Origin of the sequence: Gilliamella sp. BG2 (genome assembly GCF_046635645.1) — a bacterium.
Taxonomy (GTDB): domain Bacteria; phylum Pseudomonadota; class Gammaproteobacteria; order Enterobacterales; family Orbaceae; genus Gilliamella; species Gilliamella bombi.
On record NZ_JBIDFF010000009.1, the window covers coordinates 1 to 26,092 of the forward strand.

The 26,092-nt window shown below is 34.2% G+C and carries 27 protein-coding genes; 14 read left to right on the forward strand and 13 right to left on the reverse strand.

Annotated elements, in window-relative coordinates; genetic code table 11:
* Positions 1–372: 372 nt before the first annotated feature.
* From ACGH6Q_RS05235 to ACGH6Q_RS05280, 10 genes are all read right to left on the reverse strand, one after another.
* Positions 373–756: a hypothetical protein gene (locus tag ACGH6Q_RS05235; RefSeq protein WP_065590863.1), complete on the reverse strand. Its 384-nt coding sequence runs from the start codon at positions 754–756 to the stop codon at positions 373–375.
* Positions 753–1,139 (reverse strand): hypothetical protein, encoded by a 387-nt coding sequence (locus ACGH6Q_RS05240; protein WP_065590862.1) that lies wholly within the window; start codon positions 1,137–1,139, stop codon positions 753–755. Before ACGH6Q_RS05240 ends, ACGH6Q_RS05235 begins: the two co-directional genes overlap by 4 nt.
* Before the next feature lie 507 nt (positions 1,140–1,646).
* Positions 1,647–2,552 carry a GTPase Era gene (gene era / locus ACGH6Q_RS05245; RefSeq protein ID WP_085164856.1) on the reverse strand — a complete coding sequence of 302 codons (906 nt, stop codon included), beginning with the start codon at positions 2,550–2,552 and terminating at the stop codon, positions 1,647–1,649.
* The gene (gene rnc, locus ACGH6Q_RS05250) at positions 2,549–3,226 is read right to left on the reverse strand and encodes a ribonuclease III (RefSeq protein ID WP_411592271.1); all 678 of its coding nucleotides are present in this window, start codon (positions 3,224–3,226) and stop codon (positions 2,549–2,551) included. Before rnc ends, era begins: the two co-directional genes overlap by 4 nt.
* A gap of 8 nt (positions 3,227–3,234) precedes the next feature.
* Positions 3,235–4,236 carry a signal peptidase I gene (lepB, locus tag ACGH6Q_RS05255; RefSeq protein ID WP_411592200.1) on the reverse strand — a complete coding sequence of 334 codons (1,002 nt, stop codon included), beginning with the start codon at positions 4,234–4,236 and terminating at the stop codon, positions 3,235–3,237.
* 48 nt (positions 4,237–4,284) lie between these two features.
* The gene (gene lepA, locus ACGH6Q_RS05260) at positions 4,285–6,081 is read right to left on the reverse strand and encodes a translation elongation factor 4 (RefSeq protein ID WP_034909972.1); all 1,797 of its coding nucleotides are present in this window, start codon (positions 6,079–6,081) and stop codon (positions 4,285–4,287) included.
* Positions 6,082–6,236: 155 nt separating this feature from the next.
* Entirely contained in the window at positions 6,237–7,220 is a 984-nt protein-coding gene (locus tag ACGH6Q_RS05265) for a MucB/RseB C-terminal domain-containing protein (protein ID WP_411592203.1), read from the reverse strand.
* Positions 7,221–7,226: 6 nt separating this feature from the next.
* Positions 7,227–7,805: an RseA family anti-sigma factor gene (locus tag ACGH6Q_RS05270; RefSeq protein ID WP_411592205.1), complete on the reverse strand. Its 579-nt coding sequence runs from the start codon at positions 7,803–7,805 to the stop codon at positions 7,227–7,229.
* A gap of 50 nt (positions 7,806–7,855) precedes the next feature.
* Positions 7,856–8,428 carry an RNA polymerase sigma factor RpoE gene (gene rpoE / locus ACGH6Q_RS05275; RefSeq protein WP_034909980.1) on the reverse strand — a complete coding sequence of 191 codons (573 nt, stop codon included), beginning with the start codon at positions 8,426–8,428 and terminating at the stop codon, positions 7,856–7,858.
* A gap of 219 nt (positions 8,429–8,647) precedes the next feature.
* The gene (locus ACGH6Q_RS05280; RefSeq protein WP_411592208.1) at positions 8,648–11,152 is read right to left on the reverse strand and encodes a class I adenylate cyclase; all 2,505 of its coding nucleotides are present in this window, start codon (positions 11,150–11,152) and stop codon (positions 8,648–8,650) included.
* Positions 11,153–11,244: 92 nt separating this feature from the next.
* Here ACGH6Q_RS05280 and ACGH6Q_RS05285 point away from each other — a divergent pair, with 92 nt between their 5' ends.
* The 12 genes from ACGH6Q_RS05285 to ACGH6Q_RS05340 all read left to right on the forward strand — a co-directional run bounded on the left by ACGH6Q_RS05285 (position 11,245) and on the right by ACGH6Q_RS05340 (position 21,001).
* On the forward strand, positions 11,245–11,856 hold the full coding sequence (locus ACGH6Q_RS05285; protein ID WP_411592209.1) for an NUDIX hydrolase: 612 nt from the start codon (positions 11,245–11,247) through the stop codon (positions 11,854–11,856).
* A 357-nt stretch (positions 11,857–12,213) separates the two neighbouring features.
* Positions 12,214–13,014 (forward strand): YdgH/BhsA/McbA-like domain containing protein, encoded by an 801-nt coding sequence (locus ACGH6Q_RS05290; RefSeq protein ID WP_167370066.1) that lies wholly within the window; start codon positions 12,214–12,216, stop codon positions 13,012–13,014.
* A 353-nt stretch (positions 13,015–13,367) separates the two neighbouring features.
* Positions 13,368–13,742, forward strand: a complete 375-nt coding sequence (locus ACGH6Q_RS05295; protein WP_296302356.1) for a hypothetical protein — start codon at positions 13,368–13,370, stop codon at positions 13,740–13,742.
* An 87-nt stretch (positions 13,743–13,829) separates the two neighbouring features.
* Positions 13,830–14,147: a ribosome silencing factor gene (gene rsfS, locus ACGH6Q_RS05300; protein ID WP_034909992.1), complete on the forward strand. Its 318-nt coding sequence runs from the start codon at positions 13,830–13,832 to the stop codon at positions 14,145–14,147.
* A 4-nt stretch (positions 14,148–14,151) separates the two neighbouring features.
* On the forward strand, positions 14,152–14,622 hold the full coding sequence (gene rlmH / locus ACGH6Q_RS05305) for a 23S rRNA (pseudouridine(1915)-N(3))-methyltransferase RlmH (protein ID WP_411578455.1): 471 nt from the start codon (positions 14,152–14,154) through the stop codon (positions 14,620–14,622).
* A gap of 18 nt (positions 14,623–14,640) precedes the next feature.
* A complete protein-coding gene (gene ybeY, locus ACGH6Q_RS05310; RefSeq protein ID WP_411578460.1) occupies positions 14,641–15,108 on the forward strand; it encodes an rRNA maturation RNase YbeY in 468 nt (155 codons plus the stop codon).
* 120 nt (positions 15,109–15,228) lie between these two features.
* A complete protein-coding gene (gene corC / locus ACGH6Q_RS05315) occupies positions 15,229–16,101 on the forward strand; it encodes a CNNM family magnesium/cobalt transport protein CorC (protein ID WP_411592211.1) in 873 nt (290 codons plus the stop codon).
* Complete coding sequence (lnt, locus tag ACGH6Q_RS05320) at positions 16,094–17,635, forward strand: apolipoprotein N-acyltransferase (RefSeq protein ID WP_411592213.1); 1,542 nt, start codon at positions 16,094–16,096, stop codon at positions 17,633–17,635. The genes corC and lnt overlap by 8 nt, the downstream gene beginning before the upstream one ends.
* A 226-nt stretch (positions 17,636–17,861) precedes the next feature.
* Positions 17,862–18,770 (forward strand): glutamate/aspartate ABC transporter substrate-binding protein, encoded by a 909-nt coding sequence (locus ACGH6Q_RS05325; RefSeq protein WP_085164646.1) that lies wholly within the window; start codon positions 17,862–17,864, stop codon positions 18,768–18,770.
* 91 nt (positions 18,771–18,861) lie between these two features.
* Positions 18,862–19,602: an amino acid ABC transporter permease gene (locus ACGH6Q_RS05330; protein ID WP_065590847.1), complete on the forward strand. Its 741-nt coding sequence runs from the start codon at positions 18,862–18,864 to the stop codon at positions 19,600–19,602.
* Positions 19,599–20,279, forward strand: a complete 681-nt coding sequence (gene gltK, locus ACGH6Q_RS05335) for a glutamate/aspartate ABC transporter permease GltK (RefSeq protein WP_065590846.1) — start codon at positions 19,599–19,601, stop codon at positions 20,277–20,279. Before ACGH6Q_RS05330 ends, gltK begins: the two co-directional genes overlap by 4 nt.
* A complete protein-coding gene (locus tag ACGH6Q_RS05340; protein ID WP_034910011.1) occupies positions 20,276–21,001 on the forward strand; it encodes an amino acid ABC transporter ATP-binding protein in 726 nt (241 codons plus the stop codon). Before gltK ends, ACGH6Q_RS05340 begins: the two co-directional genes overlap by 4 nt.
* A gap of 100 nt (positions 21,002–21,101) precedes the next feature.
* Here the strand turns inward: ACGH6Q_RS05340 and recD are convergent, their stop codons facing one another.
* Both recD and ACGH6Q_RS05350 read right to left on the reverse strand, forming a co-directional pair.
* Positions 21,102–22,952: an exodeoxyribonuclease V subunit alpha gene (gene recD, locus ACGH6Q_RS05345; protein WP_411578452.1), complete on the reverse strand. Its 1,851-nt coding sequence runs from the start codon at positions 22,950–22,952 to the stop codon at positions 21,102–21,104.
* 24 nt (positions 22,953–22,976) lie between these two features.
* Entirely contained in the window at positions 22,977–23,195 is a 219-nt protein-coding gene (locus ACGH6Q_RS05350; RefSeq protein WP_296317881.1) for a hypothetical protein, read from the reverse strand.
* Positions 23,196–23,432: 237 nt separating this feature from the next.
* On the opposite strand from ACGH6Q_RS05350, the gene nadR reads away from it, so the two are divergent.
* Both nadR and pnuC read left to right on the forward strand, forming a co-directional pair.
* The gene (gene nadR / locus ACGH6Q_RS05355) at positions 23,433–24,665 is read left to right on the forward strand and encodes a multifunctional transcriptional regulator/nicotinamide-nucleotide adenylyltransferase/ribosylnicotinamide kinase NadR (protein ID WP_296317879.1); all 1,233 of its coding nucleotides are present in this window, start codon (positions 23,433–23,435) and stop codon (positions 24,663–24,665) included.
* A gap of 6 nt (positions 24,666–24,671) precedes the next feature.
* On the forward strand, positions 24,672–25,361 hold the full coding sequence (pnuC, locus tag ACGH6Q_RS05360) for a nicotinamide riboside transporter PnuC (RefSeq protein WP_034910015.1): 690 nt from the start codon (positions 24,672–24,674) through the stop codon (positions 25,359–25,361).
* 102 nt (positions 25,362–25,463) lie between these two features.
* On the opposite strand, the gene ACGH6Q_RS05365 is transcribed toward pnuC, so the two are convergent.
* Complete coding sequence (locus ACGH6Q_RS05365) at positions 25,464–26,090, reverse strand: protein-L-isoaspartate(D-aspartate) O-methyltransferase (RefSeq protein ID WP_065590842.1); 627 nt, start codon at positions 26,088–26,090, stop codon at positions 25,464–25,466.
* Positions 26,091–26,092: the final 2 nt, after the last annotated feature.

The window sequence follows — 26,092 nt, forward strand, 5'->3', positions numbered from 1 at the left end:
GATAAGTTAGAAAGGAATTATGCCAGTATGGTATCACTGGCATTTATGTTAATGTGGCTGCCAATGTATTGTTGAGTGATTTGTGTACAGCAAAGATCAACAGCCACTAACAAAAATAATTAAAAAAAGAGTTCTATGGTTGTTTTTTAAACCAAATGTCACATTTGGTCACATAAGAATCATTTAATATATAAACACCATGAAATCATGGTTTTATTAACAAATACTATAAGGAGAATTAATATGTCAAATTCAGCCGGTTGGCCAAGTAAAACAGGTAACCCATCTGGTGGTGGACGAGATAATAACCCACCGAAAAAATAATAATTGAAATAAAACTATTGCGACATATATTTTTTTGTTGCAATAGTTTTAATCTAATTCACTCATAACCTTATTAGTATATTCTTTAGACAATTCTTCAAACATTTTCTTCGTGCTTGGTTTAATGTCATCACCTAAAGGAATGTAATTAGCATAAACATATCCTTTCTTTTTTATGACATCATGATTTTGCATAAATTTGATATACTCTTTTAAATCGTATATATTAATTTTATTTCTTGATTTGGCTTTTCTAAAAGCGTCATACTTTTGCTTGATTTCTTCTGGATTTAACCTTTCGCCACTTATATGAATTGAATTATCATAGAATTCATCAAAAAAATTACGTAATGTCCATTGACATAAATCTAAATATTTTTCAAACTCACATATAAGCTTTTCATATTCTGTATTAGTTTTTATTTTATTCATTGTTTAAAAAAATGCTTAAATTTTTTGTTAAATCTATCTGGGTTCTTTTGATAGTTAGAGTAATCAATTTCAGCTCTAGTTTGTTCAAGTGCAGAAACACATTTGCTAAATTTTTTTTTATAATAATCACTATGTATCAATTTATTATCATTCAAACATATATTTATGATGCTATATTCAACCTTTGTTGGATACCTGTTCTCAATATTAGGAGATATCAAATTGTTGACTTGATATCCTCCTATACCAGCTAAACAGACAAAAACTAAACGACCTATAAGACTTTCGTTAATTTTTTGCGTTTTATGGCAGTGTGGACACTTAATATCTGGATCTGCATCAAATTCTTTACTACATTCTTTATTTACACAAGTACATTTCATCACTACTCCTTATAACACTATAATTATTATGGTCTTTTATTTTAACTATTTTACTATTATTATAAAACTATTATAAGCAATAAAATTTTAATTATATGTTCGAAAAATAATGAACTCCAACAGCAACGTCCCATAAAAACTTTTAGTGAATTGTTATTATTCATAATTTGTAGGATTTACTAGTTTCGGGTATTTTGATTAATACGATGGCTATTACACATTATAATAAATAGGTGTTCGCCTGTGGCTTGATATTCTCATCAATTACCAGAATAAATACATTCAGTGCTGTAAGGATATTAGGCTAACACATCGTTTTGTAAAAGTAGGATTGAGCTAAATTAGGGGCTATCTAGATAAATACTCGCATAAAGATTATATGAAAAGTTTTCAATGCGATAAATAAATATTCTTAAGTCTTTTGTTTACAACATCGAAAAGAGGGAAATAAAATTAAAAAATCAGGCATATTTATGCCTGATGAATAACTAAAATCAAGTAAGATCTTTAATCATCACTATAACCCAAACTCCGCAACGCTCGTTCATCATCAGCCCAGCCTGCTTTGACTTTTACCCAAAGCTCTAGATGGACTTTGTTGTCGAAAAATGATTGCATGTCTTTGCGCGCTTCAATACCAATTTTTTTGATTTTTTCACCTTTGTTGCCGATGACCATTTTCTTTTGTCCTTCACGTTCAACTAAGATTAATCCGTTAATTCGATACATTCCGTTACGTTCATCAACTTTGAATTGTTCAATTTCGACAGTTACCGAGTAAGGTAATTCGTCACCCAAAAAGCGCATAAGTTTTTCGCGGATGATTTCCGATGCCATAAAACGTTGCGAGCGGTCGGTAATATAATCTTCAGGGAAATGGTGTTCACCTTCTGGTAAGTGTTTTTTGACGATATCTTTTATAATATCTACACCTTCTCCTTTTTCAGCGCTAATTGGCACAACATCAAGGAAGTTAATTTTTTGGCTTATCGCTTGAATATGCGGTAATAATTGTGTTTTGTCGGTGACGTTGTCAATTTTATTAATCACTAACAGAACTGGGCTTTTGCAATCTTTGAGTTTGTTGGCGACCATTTCGTCGTCGTCATTCCAATGTGTGCCTTCAACCACAAAAATAACGAGTTCAACATCCCCTATTGAGCTGCTTGCAGCACGATTCATTAAGCGGTTTATGGCTCTTTTTTCTTCAATATGAAGTCCGGGAGTATCGATATAGATAATTTGGTCATTATCCTGCGTGTCAATACCCACAATTCGGTGACGGGTCGTTTGCGCTTTGCGTGATGTAATCGAAATTTTTTGACCAAGCAATTGGTTTAGTAGCGTTGATTTACCTACATTTGGTCGCCCGACAATGGCGACAAATCCACAATGTTGTGTTGTTTCTGTCATTTTATACCTAATTGGTTGAGAGCTTCTTGTGCGGCAGCTTGTTCTGCTTTTCGGCGACTTAAGCCACGACCTAAATATTCATGGCTATCATTGTCAATTTTGCATTGAATTAAGAATTCTTGTTCGTGGTTATCGCCAGTTACTTCAAGAATTAAATAACATGGGCGCGGACGATGAATTCCTTGTAAGTATTCTTGCAATCTTGTTTTGGCATCTTTTTGTTTAATACCAGGTTGAATTTGAGTCAAGCGGCTTTGGTACCATGATAAGATTAGTGAACGAGCTGTATCGAGGTTGCTATCTAGATAAATGGCACCAATTATGGCTTCTACAGCATCAGAAATAATCGATTCGCGACGAAAACCACCACTTTTGAGTTCACCTTGTCCTAAAATAAGGTGATCGCCCAATTTAAAATCCTTACCAATTTCGGCAAGTGTTTGCCCGCAAACAAGTGTTGCGCGCATTTGGCTTAGATCGCCTTCATCTTGTTTGGCAAAACGGTGATAAAGTTCATCGGCTATGACAAGACTTAAAATAGAATCCCCTAAAAACTCTAAACGCTCGTTATGCAATTTATTAGCACTTCGATGAGTAAGGGCTAATTCAAGTAGAGATGTATCTTGAAACATATAGCCGATTGATTGTTGAATTTGACTAAATTTTTTCATAATTATAGCTATTAGTGTATACCGCCAATACGACTAAAGCGGATTCCTGTTGGCCATTCGTTTGGTTGTTTTTCAAAGCTGATCCAAATTGCGGTTGCTTTACCAACAAAATTGGTTTCAGGGACAAAACCAAAGTATCGACTGTCACCACTGTTATCGCGGTTGTCACCCATCATAAAATAATGACCTTGTGGTACAACCCAAGTGGCTATCGGTTGTCCATCCTGATGATAAAAATAGCTAGGATTTTCTTGTGAACCTTGAGTGGTTAGAATATCATGCGGTGTGTCACCAAGAGTTTCTTGTTGAATATTCATATTTAATGTCATGATAGACTGAGAATCAACAATACCTTTATCCGCATATTGTTCTAGCGTGTAAAAATTAGGGTTTGATTTGAACTGTTCATGCACCTCTTTCCAGTTACTTGGCCTTGGTTCGCTGTAATGCAAATTCAGCGGCTGTGATTGTTGCCCTTCGCAATTTGCATCTGTTGCTTGGCAAGCAGGATAGATTAAGATTTGCTTTTCTTTTACCAAATAGACTATTTTGTCACCCGGTAAGCCGACAACACGCTTTATAAGATCCATTTGAGGCACATTTGGGTGTTTAAATACGGCAACATCACCACGTTTTGGTTGTCCTGTCGGTATGATGACGGTGTTAGTAATAGGATCACGCACGCCATAAGAAAATTTTTCAACAGCAATAAAGTCGCCAATTAGTAATGTTTGCATCATTGATCCTGATGGAATTTGAAACGGTTCATAGATGAATGAACGAATAACAAACACGACAAACAATACCGGAAAAAACGATGCCAAATTTTCAACCCAACCTTTGGGTTTACCAACTTCGGCAAGTATCTTTCCATCAACTTCGCCATTGCTTTGAATGCGGATTTCTTCAACTTTACGTTGTCTTGCTGGTTTCCATTTGAATTTTTCTAAAAACCAAAAGATACCAGTAATGAGTGTTGCTAGTGTTAATATGATGGCAAATGTTCCAGCCATTTTTTTCCCTCTTTAAATAAATCTTTTTATTGATTTGTTTTTAATTGGTTAATCTTTTCCTACATGCAAAATGGCTAAAAAGGCTTCTTGCGGTAATTCCACATTACCTATTTGTTTCATGCGCTTTTTACCTTCTTTTTGCTTCTGTAAAAGTTTCTTTTTACGACTCACATCGCCACCATAACATTTGGCTAATACATTTTTGCGTAGTTGTTTGACCGTTGATCTTGCTATAACATGATTACCGATAGCCGCTTGTATGGCAATATCAAATAGTTGACGAGGAATAAGATCTTTCATTTTTTCAACTAATTCTCGTCCACGATATGGTGCATTGTCTTTGTGGGTAATTAAGGCTAATGCGTCAACACGTTCACCATTAATTAATACATCTAACCTTACCATGTCGGCAGCTTGGAATCGTTTAAAACTGTAATCTAATGATGCATACCCACGCGAAGTCGATTTTAGTTTGTCAAAAAAGTCTAATACAACTTCGGTCATTGGGATTTCATACGTTAAAGCAACTTGATTGCCATGATAAACCATATTGGTTTGCACACCACGTTTTTCAACACAAAGTGTGATGACGTTGCCTAAATAAGTTTGCGGAACTAATATGTTACATTCTGCTATTGGTTCGCGTAATTCTTGAATGTTATTTACTGCTGGTAACTTGGCAGGGCTATCAACGTAGATAATGTCATTTGATGTAGTTAGTACTTCATAAACAACCGTCGGTGCAGTGGTTATCAAATCAAGGTTGTATTCACGCTCTAAGCGTTCTTGAATGATTTCCATATGTAATAAGCCAAGGAAACCACAACGGAATCCAAATCCTAAAGCTCCAGAATTTTCTGGCTCATAAAACAATGAGGCATCATTTAGACTTAATTTGCCAAGGGCATCACGAAAAGCTTCGTAATCGTCAGAACTGGTTGGGAATAATCCAGCATAAACTTGTGGTTTGACCTTTTTGAAACCAGGTAATGGATTTTGTGCAGGCGCTTTTGCTAAAGTTAAGGTGTCGCCCACTGGCGCGCCTAGTATATCTTTGATCGCACAAACAACCCAACCCACTTCACCACAATGCAGGCATTGTTTGTCAATTTGCTTAGGGGTAAAAATACCAAGTCGATCAACGTTATAAGTCATACCTGTGCTCATTACTTTGATCTTATCACCTTTGTTTAATTCGCCATTTTTAATGCGAATTAATGAAACTACACCTAAATAATTATCAAACCATGAATCGATAATAAGTGCTTGCAATGGTGCTGTCGAGTCACCTTCTGGTGGTGGAATATCGCTGACCAATTGCTCAAGTACATCAACAACGCCAACGCCAGTTTTTGCCGAGCAACGCACTGCATTGCTAGCATCAATACCTACAATATCTTCGATTTCGGCTGCAACGCGCTCTGGTTCAGCCGCAGGTAAGTCAATTTTGTTTAGAACTGGTACAACTTCAAGATCCATATCTAACGCGGTGTAGCAGTTTGCCAGTGTTTGAGCTTCAACACCTTGTCCTGCATCCACAACTAATAACGCCCCTTCACAAGCAGCTAGCGAGCGCGACACTTCATAAGAAAAGTCAACATGACCTGGTGTGTCAATAAAATTGAGCTGATATGTTTCGCCATTTTTAGCATGATAATCAAGGGTTACACTTTGTGCTTTGATTGTGATGCCACGTTCACGCTCAAGATCCATTGAATCAAGTACTTGAGCTTCCATTTCACGATCTGAAAGCCCTCCACAAATTTGTATTATGCGGTCTGAAAGCGTTGATTTACCATGGTCAATATGAGCAATAATTGAAAAATTGCGGATATTTTTATTCATATTAATAAATTATAATTAGTATCTTGGTTATTAACGGTTAACTATCTAAAATGCCTTTTGGTTATGACCAATATTGCTAATAATTACATAGTCAGAAAGTGAAATATTTTACACTTTTATCGCTACCAAGCATAGCGTTATTAAGTAGTTTGCACTTATTTCTGAACAATATTTTGTGCAATACGTTCAATAGTAGTACGAGGTAAATTACCTATGATGATAATGTTTTTGTGACCTAAGTTGGTTGAATAAATAGTCCTTCCACCTTGTTGAATAATTTGATTAGCTTGTTTAGCTTGTTCAGATGAGATATTGACCGTAAACGAAAATACGCCATCCGAAAACAATTTAGTCGCGATGTCAGAACTATAAAAATTCAAATTATAAGCAGCCACTTCTTTAAATCCTTTAGGTAACCAAGCTAGTCGCCATTGGTCAAAAGCATTATTTTGTTTTTCAATCGATAATAAGATTGGGTAAGTTCGACTGGCGATATAATCTAGCTGTTCTTTCTTATCAAAATTTTTATCTAGTTGGATTACTTTTATCTGATTAATGATGTCGCTATTTTGATCTAATAAATCGATCCTAATTGGTAAACTGGTTTCATCATCAATCCAAATTACATAGCTATAACGATCCTGTTCTTTGGCTATGATTTTGACTAATTTTGCGCTTCGATTAGCTGTTCTTGCTTTGCCTAAAAAAATAAAATCGTAAACTTCTTTAAGGTCATTAAAATTATTATAAACAACGTCAGGGAAAGCTTCGATAATTCGTGAGCTAGTGATAGAAAATGATGAACTATTAGGCTGAAAGTAACTGGTTATGCCTTTATGTAAGATGATCTCTTTATCAGGACCTTCCAGATAGCGCAAGTAAGCATTAATATCTTCTTTTACAGGCGCACCTATATGGCTATATTCGAATGTGGTTACATATTGATTTTTATCTTGAGATACGAAGTAAATACGGTAATCTTGCGTTTGTACAGCGTGATTCATTTTGTTTAATAACGCAAAGGCATCCTCTGTATCGTTAGCATAAATCGATACTGAATAAAATGCAAAAAACAGAGCGAATATTATTTTTCGGCTCTGTTTTATAAAATGTTTGATAAAATAATTTGATGATTTCATTTAAAATTAGTGTGCATTTAATCTTTTTTGCAATTCATAATCTTGTACAAGCAATCTGATCTTGTCGTATTGTCGTTTTTCAAGTAATTGTTGATCGTTTTGTTGATGAATGCCACCTACAGGAGCCACACTTACACCAACTGGTACTGTATTTAGTGTAGGGCTTGCACTGGTACTATCTGTTTGTCCTTGATTATATTGTACACCTGCAATAATTCCAAGAGTGACACAAGCTGCCAGCCCAACTTGGCTTACTTTGCCTATAAAGTCCTTAACGTGAATCCAAATTAGGTTTTCAGCTTTTGGTGGCGAGGTTGTGTCAATATTAGGTTGATCAATTGGTTGATTGTATAAATCTTCAGTTGCTATCGCTTGTGCAATTTGGCTAGAGATATCTAAATTTAGTGAACTACTATGATTTAATGAATTACTGTGTAATTCACCTCGCATTGTATCTCTGATAATATGGTAACGATGCCAGCATGATTGCAAACTTTCATCATTTAATACTTCATCAACAATATGGTCGTTTGTAAACTCACCATCCATAAGTAATGAAAGTTGCTCTTTCTGTTCTATTTGCATAGTAAATACCTTAAATTTATGACTACTCTTTATTCATTTATTTGTAGCCATTAACTGAGTAATGGTTTAATTTTTTCATCAATTGCATCACGAGCTCTAAAAATACGGGATCTCACTGTGCCAACTGGTACATCCATGATTTGAGCAATTTCTTCGTAGCTTAACCCTTCGATTTCGCGCAATGTAATTGCTGTTTTTAAATCATCAGGTAATGCTTCGATCGTTGCAAATACTGTTTTTTTTACTTCGTCTGAAAGCGCTAAATTTTCAGGATTATCAAGATCTCTTAATGAATCTGCACCTTCGTAACTTTCAGCTTCACTAGCATCTATATCTGATGATGGTGGCCGTCGTCCTTGAGACGTTAAGTAGTTTTTTGCTGTATTGACTGCAATTCGATACAGCCATGTGTAAAAAACACTTTCACCTTTAAAAAGACTTAATGATCGATATGCCTTAATAAAAGTCTCTTGCACAACATCAGGAACTTCGGACGCTAATACATAACGAGAAACCAAATGAGCCAGTTTGTTTTGATAACGAACAACAAGTAAATTAAATGCGTTTTTGTCTCCATTAAGAACGCGATCTACTAATACTTGGTCTGTTACTTGCTCCCCCATTAAAGGCCTTTCCTTATTTTGTTAATAACTGTCAATCGGCCCAAAGTTGTGCAGACATACAGTTAGATTCTTAAATTAGAAAAAAGTTCCCATTATTTTAATAGAAATTTAATTATTTTACTTATTAATTGTAAACTTTTATTATTTTTATACTAAAACACATAGTTACCTGAAACTTTTTGACATGATTACATCCAAGTTAGATCGTTTGCCGATCTTTTAATTAAGCGGGATAATCTGTCTTTCATCATGCTCATTATAAGTAATTTGATAAAATTGAGGTAGATTAAAATTAACTGAGCTACTGGTAGTAAATGAAAAGCGATCGTCAGATAAGATATAAAATTCGTTAATATCTTTAACCATATTATCTATTGAACCGTTGCAATTACGGTATATTTCAACTTGGTTATGTTCATTTAGAATGTAAAGATCAAAACCTGAATCAGTATTTTCAAAAAAGAATTGTATGATCCCTGCATAAGCGACGCTATCAATTTCTTTTGGTAGTTCATTTGTTTCGTCTAAAATGTTTAGTGGCCTACCTTGTATTTTGTTATTTGATACTGCACCATAAAAATCAATCGCATTTTCAAATTGATGACATGATACCCCTAATCGCTCAAAAAATAGATACCATGAAGCTCCACCGATCCTTAATGGTTTTACTTGCGTTGAGTTATTTTGAGTGGTAGTTAAACGTAAATCGATACATTCATCCATTAACTTTTTCATTTGTTGTTTGATTTCATCACCCTGGTACTCGCTATAACAAAATATTTCTAGCAAATTAGGCAAATCAGCATCTTTATGCATTCGATTTAGTAATTCCTTAATCGCCTGAAGCACTGATAGTGCACCGCTGAAATGGAGAACACGAATTTCGTTCCACGAATTACGATAAAGAAGATCAATTGATCCCACTAAACTTAGCTCATTTTTACCATAATTAAGTACACTATTGGTCACTTCATCGTCTAATTCAATGTTAGCGGTCGGATCATCTTCTAAATTTAAAATAATAGCTAAGTGACGAATTTCGCATGGTCCATATAACTGTTCTTCAGTTGCTGCTGGCACATCAGTAGGAAAGTAATTTTTTAGATCCGCGATCAATTTATTAATTTTCGAATTATTTCTGTTTTCACCATCATGATAATAAAAGTGAGTGCTATCAGCAATTAAGCCGTTAAAATAACACCAACCTACAAGTTTTACTAAGTATTTGCTATATTCAAGATATTGATGGCCAATAATTGAGTGCAACATGGGTTTTTGATTGTAAACGTACCATCCTGCTCGATTGATGCGATCTTCTGCAACATGAATAAAAGTTAATGCTTCCTCTTGTAAATTATCAGATATATTGAGCTTTAACGTTGTAATCTTTCCCGGTAATACTTCAAAAGCAGCATAGAGCTTACGTGTTAATATTGCCAGATCTTGAGGACTAATTAATGAGTCTAAATTATTACGACGACCAAAATTGAGTAAATTTCGATAGCCTGACATCATAGTGTGTAATAAGATTTCGTGTATTTCTCGGACTTGCCCTATTTTCCAAGCTTGACTTGCGTCTAATTTTGCAATTTGTTGACCATCCCATCCCCAACTTTTAACTAACTCACTTAAAATAGAGCGTCGCCATGACGACAATTGTGTTGGGATAGAAAGTTTTTCGTTCACTTTCAAATAAAAGCAATTACGAATTAATTCAAGTCGTTCATAATCATTAATTTCAATGAGGTATTTACTAATTCTGTCTAACAGCATGTAATAAGAATCTAGGTACATCCCTTTATGAATTTCGCCTTTTTGAATCAGTTCCCTCATTTGATAAGCAACTGGTTTATTTTGTGGGTAAATCCATGAATACGCTTCTAATAATAGGGTTTTGAGTACGGCTTTAAAAGGTGAATCAATACTTTTATAAAGTTGCCATAAACTTGCGCCAAAATACTCTTGAGCTGATAATCCAGTTAGTGGACCAAAATCAATCCATTGCTCTCGCTCGATTAAATTAAGATCAACCATCGCTTGAACGCACTTTTCATAAGTAGGATAAGTAAGGTTATTTACGGTGAAATTATAAGGTATTGCAAACCACAACAAGTATTTGCCAGCTAATAAATTTGCGGAACGGTAAAACTCCTCAAGTAACAAAATATGCTGTGCAGTTCCGCAATTTTCGCCCATTAGGCATTCATGATGTTTATTAATAAAACGATCAGCATCTACCACAAATAACGTTAATTTGACTTGCAAATTTGCTGCCCAGTCTTCGATCAAACGGCATTTTTGTTGTAAGGCTTCTTTTTGTTGATCTGTTAAATTGTTTTCAATGCATATCCAGATATCAAGATCAGATTGAATTGACTGTCCAATAGAACAGGTACTTCCCATTGTATATAAAGCGGATATGGCTGGGATGTTAATTATTTTATTTTCGTTAGTGGATGGAATAAAATCGAATTCAGTTTTAAGCCGTTTACTTACATCATCAGACAATTGATAGCAAGCAATACCTGAAGGTATATCGCCTTCCATATATCCTGGTAATTTAGGTGTGTGATAATGAAAAAGCGCAGGAAGTAATAAAAATACCTGCTGAAATTCAGGAGACATACCAATGATAGCACGCTCACGTTTCAATTTGGCAAGATCTTCAAGCTCTTTTTTTATGTTATTGATATAATATTGCATGGCTTCAATTAGATAAAACACGCGTATTAATTTAACGCTACTATTAAATCTAGCATGTTATTTGTGTAAGGTAAATAGAACAAAAATTTAAACCCTAAATAAAATGAATAATTATGATAACAATTGAAAATATTGCTAAACAGATGCAAAAAAAAGAAAACACAAAATTTATCGATAATAAAGCTGCAGTATTATTGCCGATTATTGATATTGATCATCAATTGCATCTTTTATTTCAAATTAGATCTAGAAAATTAAAATGGCAACCTGGAGATATTTGCTTTCCTGGTGGGCGTGTGGAATTATCTGATACCAATCCCGAATACACAGCTAAACGTGAAACAGTTGAAGAATTGGGTATCCCCTTTAAGCACATAACAATTTTAGGAGCATTACCCAAGTTTATTGCAACATTAGGTATGGCTATTTATCCATTTGTTGGCACAATCAATTCACTTGATGATCTGAAACTAAATCATGATGAAGTCGAACAGATTTTTACCGTTCCTATTGAGTGGTTTATTCAAAATCCCCCTCAGCGTGCAACAATGTTTGTCGGGCATAAACCTTCTGATGATTTCCCTATTGATATCATTGTAAACCGATCACCTAAATGGCAAAAAAGAGCTGAGTATTCTGTCTATTATTATCAGTATCACAATCGGGTTATTTGGGGATTAACTGCACAAATCCTTAAATTCTTTATTGAAAGAATTAGAGAATAATCTGTAGGAAAAATATAATTTAGAAAATATTAACATTCTTAATTAGCTCAAATTAACTCTTTTTTTGACAATTAATTTCATTTTAAACAATTAATGCTAGGCACCCTTCTATTTGATTAAAAGATCTTGAGGATTATTACTGAACGTCTTATAACAATAACAAGTTGTTTTACTATTTTTTCCTACCAAAACAACTATTAATGTCTTAACGCTTTTTACAAGTAGACAAGGACAACACATCAGGAGCTCTGCCAGTTCGAATATTTTCGAAGTAATATCAATAAATATATTTGCAAATAAAATAAGCGTTAAACAACGATTTTCTATTTTAATAATTCAAAAATGAAGGAATATATTATGAAACGTTTTACCAAATCCTCTATTGCATTAGCCGTATTGTTATCATTACCTGTTGCTAGTCTTTATGCTGCTGAGCCATTAACTGCTAAAGAAAGTAGTCATTTAGTACCATTAAAAGAAATTTCAGTAACTGGAAGTTATTTACAAGCCGAAAATGCTGCTAAAGATATTTCTCGCGCTGCCGATGAAGCAGGTGCTAAATATTACTATATTACTGCAATGGAAAGTCCAGCTAATGGAACTTCTTCAGATCGTGCGATTGTTTATGCCAATATTTACAAATCTAACGCACCAATAGCCGTACAGAAAAATGAAACTATTTATAATGGCGTGGTTTCTTATGAACGTTCAAAAGCTCTTTACTATTTACCATTTGATGTTGTTAAATTTAAAGGTAATTACAATAACACTTCCGAAATTACCGAAGCTGCAAGTAAATTAGCCGCTGAAAAAAATGCCTATGCGTTTTATATCGATTCAATTTCATCTGATGATATTAGAAACCAAGCAGAAAATATCGAAGTTGCTTTATACAAACAAGACGCACCCGTTAGGGATTATATCGTCACAACAGCAATAGCAGGTCAAGATGCCTACGAAATTAGTAGCGAAGCATTTAAACATATGATGCCATTTAGTACTATTAGCTTCCATGGTGTATTTAACAATACAGCAGAAATCAGTGCCGCCGCACAAAAACATGCAGTTGCTAATGGTGCGCACTTTTATTATGTAAAAGAAGTATCATCTAACCCCGCAAGCACTGCACAAACTGTTTTTATAAATCTATATAAATAAGATTGTACGTAACTGAAATAAACCCACGTGAGCAATTTTACTTGCCCGTGGGCTTTGACTAAAAACACCTCAGATTTAGAATTAATTTTATTAAAGTTTTTATTTGTTTACTCCTAGATTATTCCACATCTCAATTCAAATTTCGTATTATTATTTTCATTTTTTAATCTCAAGACGGTATAGAATCCTGAATATTTTTACAAAAATTGGATCAGCAACACTAATTTTTTGTTTGAAAATGTGTGCCATTGAAATATAAAACTTTGCTTTTTTATTGTTCAAATTTCCTTTAACATCTATATATTTGTATAAGATAAAATACGTGGAAATTATTCCATTAAATTGCATATATTATGAAAGCGATATTTTTCTTACTTTTTTTATTTAGTACCAATTTTGTAGAAGCAGCAACGGTTAGAATCCTTCCGCGCGTGGGTCACGATTACAACCCAATATATCCATCTTTATTAGGTTTATTTTTAGGACTTTTATTCTTGTTGGGTATATCGTCGTTAACAGAGGTGCTAGAGGAATTTAGCATAAATAGAGAAAAAAAGCGAAAAGCAAAAGATACAATAAAAGATACTCTAAATAAAGAGGAACGTTTAGCTATAAATAATCAAAAAAAATTGAAAAGAGACCAAATAAAGAAAAACAGAAAAGAACAAATAAAAAAAATGCGTGAAGATAAACTAGCAAAAAAGAAAAGAAAAAAGCAATCCCAATAATCAATAAAAATATGTGTAAGTTATCATCACCGTTATTTTTAAAATATATGCTATAATGGCGCTTTATTTTTAATAAAAAGAGAGATTATTTTGCAGCAGTCGTTACAAGATTTTATTATTGATAAGATTGATGATCTAAAAGGAAAAGACATTGTTACCCTTGATGTTCGTGGCAAATCAAGTATTACCGATTATATGATTATTTGTACTGGCACTTCAAACCGTCATGTTTCCTCTATTGCTAACCATTTACTTGATGAAGCAAAAAAACAAGGCCATTTGGTGTTAGGTAGCGAAGGTAAAAGTGATGCCGATTGGGTCGTAGTTGATATGGATGCGGTCATTGTACATATAATGCAAGAAGAAAGCCGTCAGCTTTACGAACTTGAGAAGCTTTGGAGTTAATCACGTGAAGATACAGCTTATTGCTGTTGGCAATAAAATGCCAAACTGGGTTACCACTGCTTTTAATGATTATCAATCACGATTTCCTAAAGATATGCCTTTAGAGCTTATTGAAATCCCCGCTGGAAAACGTACCAAAAATGCAGATATTGTACGGATCTTAGATAAAGAAGGCGAAGCAATGTTAAGTGCCTGTAGTAAAGGCAATCGCATTGTGACTCTTGATATTCCAGGTAAACCTTACACAACGCATAATTTAGCTGAACAATTAGAACGTTGGAAAGTAGATGGCCGTGATGTGAGTTTATTAATTGGTGGACCTGAGGGGTTATCTCCTTCTTGCAAAACGGCAGCGGAACAGAGTTGGTCACTGTCGCCACTTACCCTACCTCACCCTTTAGTGCGGGTTATTGTAGCTGAAAGCCTTTACCGTGCATGGAGTTTAACCACTAATCATCCTTATCATCGTGAATAATAAAGTAAGGTAAATATGATGAGCGCAATTATTTTAGATTTGCAAATTGCTACAGAAGATAACCAAAATTTGCCTACCGAAGCGCAAATTATGCAATGGTTAGAGGCTATTTTACCTCAGTTTATGGATAACGCCGAGCTCACTATCCGTATTGTCGATAAACAAGAAAGTCAGCAATTAAATTGTACCTATCGTCATAAAGATAAACCAACTAACGTTTTATCTTTTCCGTTTGAATCTCCAATCGAGATCGATGTTCCTTTATTGGGTGATCTAATTATTTGTAAGCAAGTGGTTGAAGCTGAAGCTGAGCAACAACATAAATCATTAACTTCGCACTGGGCACATATGATTGTGCATGGTTGTTTACATTTACTCGGTTATGATCATATTCTTGACGAAGAAGCTGAAGAAATGGAAAATATCGAAATTGATATTATGCAACAATTGGGATTTGAAGATCCTTATCAACCCATTGATGAATAAAATGTACGATAGGCCGTTTAGTTATATGCTATTTTGCAAACTTTTTTAGTAAGTAAGTAAATTAAGTAAACTAAGCCCAAAATAGTAAATTAATAATAAAGTAAGAAAGGAAAAGCACAAATGAGTGATGATAATCACCGGAGACCTAAAAAAGGGTTTGCATTATGGTTAAGTCAGTTATTTCATTCAGAACCAAAAGATAAAGAAGAACTGATCGAAGTGATCCGCGAAGCCGAAGAAAACGAGCTTATCGATCCCGATACGCTTGATATGATAGAAGGTGTTATGGATATTGCTGAACAACGCATTCGCGATATTATGATCCCCCGCTCTCAAATTGTTACCATTAAAGACAATTATTCACTTGATGAGTGTTTAGATATTATTTCTGAACATGGGCATTCCCGTTATCCTGTTATTAGTGAAGATCGCGATCATATTGAAGGGATTTTATTGGCAAAAGATCTGTTGATTTTTATTCGCCAAGGCGTCGATAATTTTGATTTGAAAAAAATCCTTAGACCAACCGTTGTTGTGCCTGAAAGTAAACGTGTTGATCATATGCTAAAAGAGTTTCGTATGCAGCGCTATCATATGGCAATGGCTATTGATGAATTTGGTGGTGTTTCGGGGCTTGTGACTATTGAAGATATTTTAGAACTCATCGTGGGCGATATTGAAGATGAGTATGATGAAGTTGAAGATCGCGATATTCGTCGCTTAACGCAATCGGTTTATACTGTGCGAGCCCTCACTCCAGTGGAAGATTTTAATGAAATATTTTCAACTGATTTTAGTGATGATGAGATGGATACCATTGGAGGACTGGTAATGCAACATTTTGGACGCTTACCCTTACGCGGAGAAATCATTACCATTGACGGCTATCAATTTAAAGTTACCATTGCAGATCGAAGACGAATCATTCAATTGCATGTGACTATTCCTGATGGGGCCACCGTGCCTAATTTAGAGTTACCTGAAAATGCTTAAAAAAATATTATTAAGCCTAATTTTTGGTGGTATAGCAGTTTTTAGTTATGCTCCATTTCATATTTGGCCTTTAGCTTTTGTATCGTTTGCCGGTCTTTTATGGCTTATTGCTGATAGATCTAAAAAACAAGCTATGTTACTGGGATTAAGTTGGGGCATTGGCTATTTTGCCGCTGGGATCCATTGGGTTTATATCAGTATTAAGCAATATGGAGAGTTACCCGCTCCCATTGCTATTATCATTTTAGGTTTTTTAATCCTATACTTGTCACTCTATCCTATGCTATTTGCTTTTCTATTAAGGATGGCAAATCGTTTTGCTGGACAATTTTCATTTAAACAACTTATATTTCTTGCTCCTGTGCTTTGGCAATTAACCGAATTCTTACGAGGGTATATTTTAACCGGATTTGCTTGGTTGCAACTTGGTTATAGCCAACTAGATAGTCCGCTAAAAGGCTATTTCCCTATATTGGGGATTGATGGTGTTAATTTACTGCTAACAATTTTATGCGGATTATTTGTTTATTGCATAAAGACAATAAATAGCAAAACGCCAAAAAGGCACACGCTTGGTGCATTTATTGCACTACTTGCGATCTTATTTGCACCAATTTTATTCAATAATATTAATTGGACTAAAGTTAATGACACTCGTTCAGCTAATTTTGTTTTAATTCAAGGAAATATTTCGCAGTCAATTCGTTGGACAAGAGAACAACTTAACAACACACTACAAACCTATACAAAACTGACTAAACAAAACTTTGGTAAAGATAAAATTATCATTTGGTCAGAGGCTAGCATCACCGATTACGAAATAAATCAACAATCTTTTTTACAATATCTAGATAACGAAGCCCGAGCCCATGATTCTGAAATAGCTGTTGGTATTATTGATTATCGCTTTGGTGAAGAAGGTTATCAATCTAATGGATATATCTACAATACTTTATTAGTATTAGGAGAAAAGGAGCCTTATCAATATCCAACTATCAACCGTTATAAAAAACACCATCTAGTGCCCTTTGGGGAGTTTACACCGTTAGAATCAGTACTTGAACCAATTGCTGAACTGCTCAACATTCCTATGTCCTCAATGAAATCTGGCAAAGCAAAACAACCTCAATTACAAATAAAAGGCTTTAAATTTACCCCAGCCATTTGTTATGAAGTGATTTTATCTAATTTAATATGGCAAAATTTTTCTCCAGATACAGATTTTTTACTTACTGTTTCAAACGATGCTTGGTTTGGTGATAGTATTGGACCTAAACAACATTTACAAATGGCGCAAGCTAGAGCGCTTGAATTTGGTAGACCTTTAATTCGTAGTACTAATACAGGGATTACAGCAATCATTGATCCACATGGTAATATTGTTAAAAAATTACCGCAATTTGAAACAGGCGCATTATCTGCATCTGTATCACCAACAACTGGACTAACGCCTTATGCTATATGGGGGAATTGGCCTTATTTAGTTATGATGTCATTAATGTTTATCTCACTTTTTATAAAAAAACGTTTATAGTTCACTATACTGGCATAATTATTGCTTAAATATAATTGGGTTTTAATAAGTCTTGATGTAATCAGTAATCTAATATTGCGTTAATTGCTGGTTACATCTAGCTCCAATAATAGATAAATAAACAGTAAAAAGTACTTTTATGCTAAAAAATAAGTTATAATATATGCCCTTTGTAAAAATGTTAAAATTATTTAATATGATACAAAATAAACAGTAGGAGATGAGTATGAACAAAAAGACAAAATTAACCAAACTAGTGTTATCATTTGCAATGTTAGGTCTAGTAAGTAGTACCGCATTTGCCGATGAATTAACTGGTACACTAGCTAAAGTAAAAGAAAATGGTGTGATTGTCGTAGGACATAGAGAATCATCAGTCCCATTCTCATATTATGGTGATAACCAAACAGTTGTTGGTTATTCTCAAGATTACTCAGATCTTATTATTAATGCGGTAAAAAAAGAGTTAAACATGCCTAACTTGCAAGTTAAATACTTACCGCTGACTTCTCAAAACCGTATTCCACTGTTACAAAATGGTTCTTACGATTTTGAATGTGGTTCAACAACCAATAATCTTTCTCGTCAACAACAAGTTGATTTTTCAAATACGATCTTTATTGTTGGCACTCGTTTTTTAGTTAAAACTAGTAGCAATATTAAAGATATTGACGATCTGAAAGGTAAAAATGTGGTCGTAACTTCAGGTACAACATCCGAAGTTATGCTCAACAAAATCAATACTGAAAAAGGGTTAAATATTCGTATTATTGCAACCAAAGATCATGGTGATGCATTTCGCACACTTGAAAGTGGACGAGCAGCAGCATTTCTTATCGATGATGCATTATTAGCAGGTGAGCGCTCCAAAGCAAAAAAACCTGAACAATGGGAAATTGTAGGTACACCATTATCTTATGAAGCCTATGGTTGTATGTTGCGTAAACAAGACCCACAATTTAAAGCTTTAGTCGATAAAACTATTTCAGAAGCACAAACATCAGGTGTCGCCGAAAAGTCATATAACCGTTGGTTTAAACAACCTATTCCACCAAAAGGGTTAAATATGAACTTTGATATGTCTTCTGAGATGAAAGAACTTTTCGCTCATCCTAATGATAAAGCATTAGATTAATACGCAGATATTTTCCCATAAGGACGTAGGTAACTGCGTCCATCATCTTATTTAGTACTATTTACATTTTTTTTTACATGTTGGAGTATTTATGACAACAAGTTGGAATTGGGGGATTTTTCTTCAACCAGCACCATTTGGGGATACAACGTATCTAGGCTGGTTGTGGTTAGGTTTCCAAATGACCATATTGCTAGTTATTACATCAGGAACTGTTGCCTTTTTGGTTGGTTCGCTATTTGGTGTGCTGAGAACATTACCTAACCGCTTTTTATCTGGCTTAGGTACATGTTATGTTGAAGTTTTTAGGAATATCCCGTTAATCATTCACTTATTCTTTTGGATTGAAGTTGTACCAGCGTTGGTACCAGAATCTATCCGTGACTGGTTATATAGTCTTGACCCTATGATATTTACTTTATTAATGTCCACCATAGGATTAGGATTATTCACAGGTGCACGTATTTGTGAACAAGTGAGAGCTGCTATTCAGTCAATCCCTACAGGTCAGAAAAGTGCAGGAATTGCATTAGGATTAACCCTAAAACAAACCTATTTATATATTTTATTACCAAACGCTTATCGACGTGTTCTACCACCGTTAACATCTGAAATATTAAATATGGTTAAAAACTCGGCTGTTGCTTCAACTGTTGGTTACGTCGAATTAACCAAACAAGCAAACCAACTGCTTGAACATGCAGGCCAACCTTATGAATCATTCATAGCTATAACATTTGGGTATGTACTTATCAATGTCGTTATAATGTTTACTATGCAATATATTGAGAAAAAAGTACGACTTCCTGGCGTATTAGGAGGTAAATCATGATGGATTTAGAATGGGGACAAATCCTACCTAATTTACCTTATATCATGAGAGGTATGTTATTAACTTTAGAGATAACACTTACCGCTGTAATTTTTGGTATTATTTGGGGAACGCTACTTGCCATTATGCGACTTTCTTCGATTAAAGTGCTACATTGGTTTGCTTTATGCTATGTAAATATATTCCGTTCAATTCCATTAATGATGGTTTTGCTCTGGTTTTATTTGCTTGTGCCTCAACTATTAGAAAAAATTTTAAATCTTCCGCCTACAACAGATATACGTTTTGTGTCAGCATTGATCGCTTTTGCATTATTTGAAGCAGCTTACTATTCAGAAATTATTCGGGCTGGTATTCAAAGTGTATCTAAAGGACAAATCAGTGCATCATTAGCACTAGGCATGACTAAAGGTCAGGCATTAAGAATGGTGATTTTACCGCAAGCATTTCGTATTATGGCTCCATTATTATTAACGCAGGGGATTATATTATTCCAAGATACAACGCTTATTTATACATTAAATTTAGCGGATTTCTTCTATCGTGCGGTTAATATTGTAGGCAATAGAGATGGTTTAATCGTTGAAATGGTATTATTTACAGGAGCAGTTTATTTTGTTATTTGCTTCACCGTTTCACGTCTAGTTAATTATTTTAAGAAAAGGATTACTCGATGATCTCCTTAGAAAATATTTCAAAATGGTATGGACAATTTCAGGTATTAAAAAACTGCACTACTCGAGTTGGTAAAGGCGAAGTTGTTGTTGTTTGTGGTCCTTCAGGTTCAGGAAAATCAACCCTGATAAAAACTGTAAATTGTTTAGAGCCTGTACAAAAAGGCAAAATTATTATTGATGGAACAGAAGTTACAAATAAAGCGACTAACTTAGCTAAATTACGCTCCAAAGTAGGTATGGTATTTCAACACTTTGAACTGTTTCCACATTTAACTATTTTAAAAAATCTAACACTTGCACAAATTAAAGTGTTAGGTCGAACAGACGAAGAAGCTCGAGAAAAAGCGCTTAATCTTTTAGAGCGTGTTGGTTTACTTGCCCATGCAGATAAATACCCTGCTCAGCTCTCTGGTGGTCAACAACAACGTGTAGCGATCGCTCGTGCGTTATGTATGGATCCTATTGTTATGTTGTTTGATGAACCAACCTCAGCACTAGATCCTGAAATGGTAAACGAGGTGCTAGATGTTATGGTTGAACTGGCTTATGAAGGTATGACTATGATGGTGGTTACTCATGAAATGGGCTTTGCGCGTAAGGTAGCCCACCGAGTTATCTTTATGGATGCTGGTGAAATTATTGAAGATACCTCAAAAGAGCAGTTCTTTACTAATCCACAATCAGATCGTGCTAAAGACTTCTTAGCTAAAATTATCCATTAATCTAATTATTACAGGGCTTTTAGCCCTGTTTTATTATTTCTTCCTCGAATTACACATCATCTTTCAAAAAATAAACTCAAATATGCTTATCAAAACAGAATCAGCTATTATTTTGCAATAAACTGACTAAACCACTATGTCTTTGCGTTTGTGATTTAATTGCTTGTAATAAGATAGCTTCAGTCGCATAAATTGAAACCGTTTTTTTAGCGCGGGTAATAGCAGTATAAAGTAAAGAACGATTAAGTAACGGCGAATTATCAGTTGGTAAGATAATATTTACATCATCGAATTCTGAACCTTGTGATTTATGAATTGTCATGGCATAAGCCGTTTCATGTTCGGGTAATCGAAATGGAGAAAACCCTTTAATAGATCCATCAGCAAAAGGGAAATAAACACGCAATTTTGAACTATCATGCTCAGCTTTTAATGTAATGCCAATATCACCATTATATAGCCCTAATGAAGCACTATTACGTAATATCATGATTGGTCGGCCAACATACCATGCTTCTTTATTTTTCAAATAAATTAATTTGTTTTTGGCTAAAAGTAATTCAATTTGTTTATTTAAACCTTCGACACCAAAATGTCCTTCTCTGACAGCACAAAGTAAGCGATATTCAGCAAATTTAGATAAAACCAACGCTATATCATTAGTTCCATTCTGCTTAATCACATTTAAATAATGTTTATAATGATTAATACTATCGTGTAAAACATCTTCATAAGCTTGTTGTGAAGAAAGAGCATGATACCGAATATCACTCAGTGATTCATCTAATAATAATTTTTTAACAGAAGTTGAGCACCCAGCTTTGACCGCATTAGCCAACAAGCCAATACCAGATGATTCGTTAAAACGATAACTTTTTTGTAATAAACAAATGCTATCAGTAATTTTTGCTGTTTGCTGGCAAGCTGGTACATCATAACCAGTCAATTGACTTAGCTCTTTTGCCCGTGCTTTGCTATAACCATGCGAAATAAAGGTACAAAGGTCACCAAACACAGCTCCGGCTTCAACTGATGAGAGTTGATCTTTATCACCTAACAAAATTAAACGAGCAGAATTAGGTAATGCTTCAATTACTCTTGCCATCATATTTAAATCAACCATAGATGCTTCATCAATGACTAACACATCGACATGCAATGGATTATTCTTATCATGCTTAAATGAACGATTATCTGCTTTTGCACCTAATAAACGATGTAAAGTGATTGCTTCTGCTTTTATATTTAGTGATGCAAAATCGAGTTGCTCGATTGTGCGACTCAGTGATTCGGTTAACCTTGATGCCGCTTTTCCTGTAGGTGCCGATGTAATAATTCGAGCATGCGGATTGGTTAACAAAATTCCGGCTAAAATTTTGGCAACAGTGGTTGTTTTACCTGTACCTGGTCCACCAGAAATAATAGCAACTTTGCGAGTTAACGCAGCAGCAACTGCTACTTTTTGCCAATCGATTTCGGTTTGATTCTGAATAAAAAGTTGATTAAGTACAGTGGTTAAATCAGTATTGTAGCTAAGTTCTTTATCTAAATCTGTATGATTGAAATATTGAGCTACATTTTGTTCATCTAACCACATTCTTTGAAAATAAAGTTTATTTTCAATAAAAATAAGCGGAGACAAATTTGTTCCATCACTCACAACCTGACTATCATAAGCTTGTTCAAGAGCAATTTTCCAATCTTGCGCATTTGGCGAATCTAATTGTAACCAAAGCTGTGATTCAATCGTTGATTCATCTAAATAAGCAAGATCTAGACAAACATGACCCGATCTAACCTCTTTACTTAGTGATAGAACCAAAAAACTAAAACGTTTGATAGTAATATCATCATTTAACATTGCTTTATTCGTCAAAAACGTTGCCAAATGAATATCTAGCAAACTAATTTGGCTATCTTGTTTAAATTGGCTTAACCACTCGTTTAACATATTCTATTTCTGTTATTAACTTATTTATAAGCCAATTATATCGTTAACTTTATCTTTTGGATAAGTCAGTTTAAAACTTAAGTTAAGATTTTTATTTTCACCTTTGGTCAACAATACTTTTGATTGCCCTTGTAATTCTGCACCTTGCAAAAAAAACTTGACTTTATTAAGTGTTACATTATTGTTTGTAAAAACACTGCTAGAAGCAAATGCATTTAAAAAAGCTAATTTCTGTATTTTCATATAGTTCCTTTGAAATAAAAACTAATTTATAACTATTTAAAAATAATTATGTTATAAGTTAAATGGCACATGATTCTCTCTAACAATGGTAATAAAGTAGTTATTCTATCTGTTTAATTGCTATTAATTTTAACATGATTGTATAAAAAATAAATTATTTTTTGTTTAATATATTGAACGAAAAATAAAAATGATTTATATTTCGTTTAAGATAAAAAACAAAATAAGGAATATTCTATGAGTAACTTCAATTATCTAAAAAAAGCAATCAAACGTAAGAATATATCTTTACAAACTGTCGCCGATGCTTGCCAAATGACTAAAGGTTATCTTAGTCAACTCATTAATGATAAAATTAAAAATCCGAGCGCACAAAAATTACAATCACTCCATCAATATTTACAAATCGAAAAAACAACCAAAAATAAAAAAGTAGGTGTGATTTTTGGTAAATTTTATCCTTTACATACTGGGCATATTTATCTTATTCAGCGAGCAATTAGTCAGGTTGATGAGTTATATGTTATTCTTTGCTCTGATACTCAACGCGACGAAGCGCTTTTTAAACAAAGTGCTATGTCTCGCCAACCAACTATTAATGATAGAATTCGTTGGCTACTGCAAACTTTTAAATATCAAAAAAATATCCACATTGAATTATTAGAAGAAGACGGTATTCCAGCTTACCCAAATGGCTGGCATGAATGGAGTGAACGAGTAAAGAAACTATTTCAAGAAAAAGGCATAAAACCAGATTATGTTTATTCAAGTGAACCGCAAGATGTCGCTATGTATAAAGATTTGTTTGATCTAGAAACTGTCTTAATTGATCCAAAACGACAATTTATGCAAATAAGTGGTACTCAAATCCGTCAAGCACCGCTGAAAAACTGGCAATACATTCCAACCGAAGTTAGACCTTTTTTTGTTAGAACCGTTGCCATCTTAGGGGGAGAATCTAGTGGTAAATCAACTTTAGTTAATAAACTAGCAAACGTATTTAACACAACCAGTGCATGGGAATATGGTCGGGATTATGTATTTTCTCAACTTGGCGGGGACGAACGCGCATTACAGTATGCTGACTACGATAAAATCGCATTAGGGCATGCACAATATATCGATTTTGCCATAAAACATGCCAATAAAGTTTCGTTTATTGATACCGATTTTGTGACAACTCAAGCCTTTTGTAAAAAATATGAAGGTAAAGAACATCCATTTTTACAAGCTATGATCAATAACTATCGTTTTGATTTAGTAATTTTACTCGGCAATAACACGCCATGGGTCGCTGATGGTTTACGTCATTTAGGCAGTCCAAAACAACGTAAAGATTTTCAAAAACTATTAATAACGTTATTAGAAAAAAATAATATCAAATATATAGAAATAGAATCGCCCGATTACGAAGAACGTTATTTACGCTGCATTGAACTAGTTAATCAACTTATTAATGATGAAGAGTAATAAATTATGAATAAATTAAGCAATCTTGCCATTTTAATTGGACGTAATAAATTCTATCCATTTTTTTGTATATTATGTGTAACACTAGCATTTTTATACACTGACCCATTTACTGAATTTGATTTACGCTACGCTACTTCTTACATAGGCGCTTTTTGCGGTCTGCTATGCGTTATCTTATTAGCAAAACGTAAAAACATGGGAAATGTATTAGGTATGTTTGCCGTAGTTGCAGAATGTTGTGCTAATATTCTTGGCGGCAATATTGGTGCAGGACTACCGCCAATCTACTATTTTTGTTCACACATCTATGGTTTATTCACTTGGCAAAAGAACCTTGATAATAATAAAAACGTTAAAGTTCGCTCACTCAATGAAACCACATTTTTATATACAATCATATTTCTTATTATTGCCGCTTTTATTAATATTTATTTAACGGATAAAATTGGTGCAACCAATACAACCTACCAGCTCATAACTAACTGTTTTATATTTGGTCTAGGTATTGTTGCTCAATTATTATTGATGATGCGATATGCGTTTAACTGGTATTTATGGGTTATATTAAATGTACTGGTAATTGGTTTAAATATCTATACCGACAATATCATTATCGCAACACAATATTTAATCTATCTGTTTAATGCCATTTATGGAATTTGTGAATGGAAACGCTCTGAGCAGCCAGAGTAAATATTCCAATTTTGTTAAAAAGTTTCAGGAAAGACTGTGTTTAAGTATAAAAATAGAAAATAAGTGCTTTATTTTCTATTTTTTATTTGAGATGCAGTCTAATTATTCAACATCCCCTTTAACCAAAGGCACGAATATAACCTCGCCCATATTTTTAGCTACAAAATTATCGCCATCACGCTCAATTAATTGTAAAACCTGTTTATTTTCGCCAACAGGAATAACTAAACGTCCTTTATCGGCTAACTGTTCTAGTAAGCTTTGTGGCACTTCAGATGCGGCGGCTGTAACAATGATGCCATCAAATGGTCCACGTTCAGGCCAACCTAACCAACCATCACCATGGCGTGTTGCAATGTTATGAATATCAAGTTGCTTTAAACGGCGTTTGGTATTCCATTGTAGACTTTTTATTCGTTCTACCGAGCAGACATTTTCGACTAACTTTGCTAAAACAGCCGTTTGATATCCCGACCCTGTTCCAATTTCAAGTACTTTTGAATTAGGCTCTAATTTTAATAGTTCAGTCATCTTTGCTACGATATAAGGCTGAGAAATAGTTTGACCGCTTCCTATTGGCAATGGACGATTATCGTAAGCTTGATGCGAAAGCGCCTCATCAACAAAATGTTCACGAGGAATTGACGCAATAGCATCTAAAACGCGCTCGTCTTTTATTCCTTGTTGCCGTAAGAATTCAATTAGGGATTGCATTTTTAGATTTTGCATTT